General features: G+C 66.1%; 5 protein-coding genes and 1 pseudogene. 2 read left to right on the top strand and 4 right to left on the bottom strand.

Annotated features, from left to right (window positions below):
• Window positions 1-106: 106 nt before the first annotated feature.
• From ACFTZB_RS43650 to ACFTZB_RS43665, 4 genes are all read right to left on the bottom strand, one after another.
• On the bottom strand, window positions 107-1,738 hold the full coding sequence (locus ACFTZB_RS43650) for a BCCT family transporter (RefSeq protein ID WP_378441937.1): 1,632 nt from the start codon (window positions 1,736-1,738) through the stop codon (window positions 107-109).
• A 90-nt stretch (window positions 1,739-1,828) separates the two neighbouring features.
• On the bottom strand, window positions 1,829-2,260 hold the full coding sequence (locus ACFTZB_RS43655) for a DoxX family protein (RefSeq protein ID WP_378441931.1): 432 nt from the start codon (window positions 2,258-2,260) through the stop codon (window positions 1,829-1,831).
• A 64-nt stretch (window positions 2,261-2,324) separates the two neighbouring features.
• Window positions 2,325-2,699, bottom strand: a complete 375-nt coding sequence (locus ACFTZB_RS43660) for a GntR family transcriptional regulator (protein WP_015889460.1) — start codon at window positions 2,697-2,699, stop codon at window positions 2,325-2,327.
• A gap of 58 nt (window positions 2,700-2,757) precedes the next feature.
• Window positions 2,758-3,441, bottom strand: a complete 684-nt coding sequence (locus ACFTZB_RS43665; protein WP_378441933.1) for an NAD(P)H-binding protein — start codon at window positions 3,439-3,441, stop codon at window positions 2,758-2,760.
• 97 nt (window positions 3,442-3,538) lie between these two features.
• Between ACFTZB_RS43665 and arsC the strand changes: the two genes are divergently transcribed.
• Together arsC and ACFTZB_RS43675 are read left to right on the top strand one after the other, a co-directional pair.
• Window positions 3,539-3,886, top strand: a complete 348-nt coding sequence (gene arsC / locus ACFTZB_RS43670) for an arsenate reductase (glutaredoxin) (RefSeq protein ID WP_378441935.1) — start codon at window positions 3,539-3,541, stop codon at window positions 3,884-3,886.
• 147 nt (window positions 3,887-4,033) lie between these two features.
• A pseudogene (locus tag ACFTZB_RS43675) lies at window positions 4,034-4,247 on the top strand (IS1380 family transposase); the annotation flags it as partial.

Raw genomic sequence — 4,247 nt, forward strand, 5'->3', positions numbered from 1 at the left:
CCCACATCCCGGTTGGTCTGGTGGGCTGGTTTTTGTTTATAAGACACATTACACGTGCCGCCCCGCCGGGGCCGGGGGGCACCCGCGCGGCTCGCAGACTGTTTCTCTAGCGGGACGAGATCCGGTCGCGACGACGCTTCGCCGCCGCTCTCCGCATCTCCCTCCGCATTTCCCGGCCGTCGACGATCATCTGGTCGCGGGACAGATCCTTGTACAGCGAGAAGCACAACCCGATCATCACGATGACGAACGGCGCCGCAGCGATGATCGTCATCGTCTGCAGTCCGTCGAGTGCGGTGTCGCCGCCGGTCCACAGGATCAGCGCGGCCACACCACCGGTGAGCACACCCCAGAACACGACCACCCAGCGCTGCGGCTCCAGCGAACCGCGCTGCGACAGGGTTCCCATCACCATCGATGCGGCGTCGGCGCCGGAGACGAAGAAGATTCCCACGAGGATCATCACCAGGACGGTCGTGATGCCGGTGAGCGGCAGGTGGTTGAGCATCCCGAACAGCTGCCCCTCCTGGGTGTCCTGCCCGGCGAGGTCGATTCCGTCACGCTGCTCGTTGATTCCCGCACCACCGAAGATCGCGAACCACACGAGGCTCACGGCGCTCGGCACCACGATCACACCGACCACGAACTGCCGGATGGTGCGGCCGCGGCTGATGCGGGCCAGGAACATGCCGACGAACGGGGTCCAGGAGATCCACCACGCCCAGTAGAAGATGGTCCACGAGGACAGCCATTCGCCGGTCGCCGGATCGGACGACGCCCCGGTGCGGGCCGACATCTGCGCGAGCTGCGCGGCGTAGGCGCCGATCGTCGTGGGCAGCAGGTTGAGGATGAGAACCGTCGGGCCGACGACGAACACGAACAGTGCCAGGACGACGGCGAGCACCATGTTGGTGTTGGAGAGCCACTGGATTCCCTTGGCGACACCCGACACGGCGGAGGCCACGAACGCGAGAGTCAGCAGGGCGACGATCGCGACCAGCAGGAACGTGCTGACCTCCGACATCCACCCGACGACCTGAAATCCGGAACCGATCTGCAGTGCGCCGAGGCCCAGCGAGGCTGCGGTGCCGAACAGTGTCGCGAAGATCGCGAGGACGTCGATGAACTTGCCGATCGGCCCCTCGGCGCGGCGGCCGAGCAGCGGGATGAACGCGGAGCTGAACAGCTGCTTGCGACCCTTGCGGTACGAGCCGTACGCGATCGACAGTCCGACCACCGCGTACATCGCCCACGGGTGCAGGCTCCAGTGGAACATGGTGGTGGCCATCGCCGTTCCGATGCCACCGCTGGAACCCGGAGGGGGTGTCACGTAGTGCGCGAGCGGTTCGGCGACACCGAAGAACATCAGTCCGATGCCCATTCCGGCGCTGAACATCATCGCGATCCAGCTGACGGTCCGGAACTCCGGCTTCTCACCGTCCTTGCCGAGCGGAATCTGTCCGAACTTGCTGAACGCGAGCCACAGTGAGAAGAGGACGAACCCGGACGCCGACAGGACGAACAACCAGCCCATGTCGGTGACCAGCCAGTCGAGCGCCTTACCCGTCGTGGTGTCGAGATTGTCGGGGGCCACGAGCCCCCAGACGACGATTGCCGACACCGCGGCGGCGGCGGCCGAGAACACGACGTGGTCGGTGCGAACACCGACCCGTCTGAGCCCTCCGCCGACGGCCGCGTCAGCGGTGTCGGAACCTTGATCAGGCAGATCAGTATTCATTGCCATGAACAACTACGTTGGTCATTTTCGATGGTAAAAGCAAGCTAGCCCACCGCTTCACACCGAATCGAGACCCACCGAACGGTATCGTTACGCTGCGGTTTTGCCCCATCCCGAGCCTCTTCCGAGGAGCCCGTCGATGCTGAGGCGTCCGGCGCCGATCACGGCGAGAAGCAGCGACCCGACGCCGAGTGCGACGACGAGTTCGTACCCACCGTTCGCGACGAACACACCCTTGTCCGCGTGCACCAGAATCAGCGCGCCGAGCATGTCGAGGAACAGCAGGATTCCGGCGATCGGTGTGGCGACGCCCACGATGAGAGCAAATCCACCCGCGAGTTCGACAGTGGCGGCCGCAACAGCAGAGATGTCGGGCAGCGGGACGCCCATGTCGGCGAACGACGCCTGGGTGGCCTTCACTCCGTAGTCGAAGAACTTCTGCCAGCCGTGCGCGACGAAGATCACGCCGAGCCCGATCCGGGCGATCAGTAGTGCGAGGTCGCGGAAGAGTGCGGAAGCCATACCGAGCGTCTACCTTTCTGGGTCACACCTTCTGAGGTCACACCTTCTGGATGGGGCGCCGTCCTCAGTCGGCGCCGCGGAGAGCGGACTGCACGAAGCCGAGGATCTCCTCGTCGGACACCCCCAGCTTCCGCAGTTCCTGCACATACCCTGTTGCGGCCTTCTCGGCCCCGGCGCGAATGGGGTCGCCGCCGCTCGCGATGAATGTGCCCTGCTTGCCCCGGGTTTCGATCACACCCTGCTCACCGAGTTCCCGGTACGCCTTGGCGACCGTGTTCGGTGCGAGGCCGACCTCGACGGCGAGCGCACGAACCGTGGGGATCTTCGTTCCCGCGATCAGTTGCCCGCTGCGCACCTGCTCGATGATCTGCAATCGCAACTGGTCGAACGGGGCGGTCGACGAATCGGGGTCGATGTCGATGTCCACGGCCGGCGCCACCTCCGTTGTTCCAGGCGTTGTATCAGACCGTAGTTGCGCGGTTGCGGCGCCGCAATGGTTACAGCGCGGCGACGGCGTCCGCTATCGGCGTCGGACCGGACGTCAGCATGAGCGTCTTCTTCGCCGTGTTCGGGTGGTCCAGGAGCGCCGCGACCACCGCTGCGACGTCGGCACGCGTGACGGTGCCGCGTTCGAGGGGAGGCGCGGTGAGCGTGACGTGCCCCGTCGGGTCGTCGTCGAGGAGGCCGCCCGGACGGAGAATCGTCCAGTCGAGGTGGGTGCGGGCGCGCAGATCCTCCTCGGCGGCTGTCTTCGCGACCAGGTAGGCGGCGAAGACGTCGTCGGTACCCTCGGGGATCGGCTCACCCGCCCCGAACGAGCCGACCTGAACGAATCGCCTCGTGCCCGCCTTCTCGGCGGCGTCCGCGAGCAGGACCGCGGCCCCGCGGTCGACGGTGTCCTTGCGGGCGATTCCGCTGCCCGGGCCGGCACCGGCCGCGAACACTGCGGCGTCCGCACCGACGAGGGTCTTCGCGACGTCGTCCGCGCTCGCCGTCTCCAGATCGATCACCACCGGTTCGGCGCCGAGCGCCGCCACCTCGTGCTCGTGGTCGGGATTGCGGATCAACGCGACCGCACGGTCGCCGCGGGCGGTGAGGATCTTGATGAGGTGACGGGCGATCTTCCCGTGCCCACCCGCGATGACGATGCGCTGCGGCGCTGCGTCCCTGTGCTCGGCCATGGTCGATCTCCCTCTTTCGTCGGCTGTTCACGACTGACTACCCCCGGTTCAGCGCTCGGTGCGGGCGCATTTGTTCCCCGGGTGCAGAATGTCGGATATGGCGAACACCGCGACCATCTACCACAACCAGCGCTGCAACACGTCCCGCACCGTCCTCGGACTGATCCGGGACGCGGGCATCGAACCGACCGTCGTGAAGTACCTCGAGACCCCGCCCTCGCGGGACGGATTGCGCAAACTTCTCGACGACGCCGGCCTGAAGCCGAGCGAGGCGATCCGCAAGAAGGAGGCCGTCTTCAAGGAACTCGGGCTCGCCGAGGCGTCCGAGGACGAACTGCTGGAAGCGATGGTGGACAACCCCATCCTCATCGAGCGACCGATCGTCGTGACGGACAAGGGCACCGTCCTCGCCCGGCCGGCCGAGAAGGTCCGCGACATCCTGTAGGCGCTTCGCGCCCGTGCGTGGTTAGCCTCGCGCTTTCACGGCAATCCCGGTCCGGCCCGGTGTCGGTCATGAAGAAAGGTGCTCCGAACTGGGAGAATAAGGCTTGCTGAGGGCCAATATTCACCGCATTCGAGGAGCACCTTTCTGGTGGGCAAGTCTACTTCGTGGTACCCGTCGCTGTCCGTTGACTCCGCCGGAACCGGTGTCGCGTCGCACGCCGGGTCGGTGCTGTTGCTGCGCACCATTGAGAAGACAGGCCTGACCACCGCGTTATCGAGCGCGCTCGAACCCTGGCGTAAACCGACGACCTCCCACGATCCGGGCAAGATCATCGCCGATCTGACGATGGCACTCGCCCTGG

It is taken from the genome of Rhodococcus sp. NPDC057014, assembly GCF_042673295.1.
In the GTDB taxonomy this organism is placed as follows: domain Bacteria; phylum Actinomycetota; class Actinomycetes; order Mycobacteriales; family Mycobacteriaceae; genus Rhodococcus_F.

Excerpts from the sequence above, each read along its gene's own strand:
- ACFTZB_RS43650 (WP_378441937.1), bottom strand. The coding sequence starts at position 1,738 with ATGAATACTGATCTGCCTGATCAAGGTTCCGACACCGCTGACGCGGCC.
- ACFTZB_RS43655 (WP_378441931.1), bottom strand. The coding sequence starts at position 2,260 with ATGGCTTCCGCACTCTTCCGCGACCTCGCACTACTGATCGCCCGGATC.
- ACFTZB_RS43665 (WP_378441933.1), bottom strand. The coding sequence starts at position 3,441 with ATGGCCGAGCACAGGGACGCAGCGCCGCAGCGCATCGTCATCGCGGGT.
- arsC (WP_378441935.1), top strand. The coding sequence starts at position 3,539 with ATGGCGAACACCGCGACCATCTACCACAACCAGCGCTGCAACACGTCC.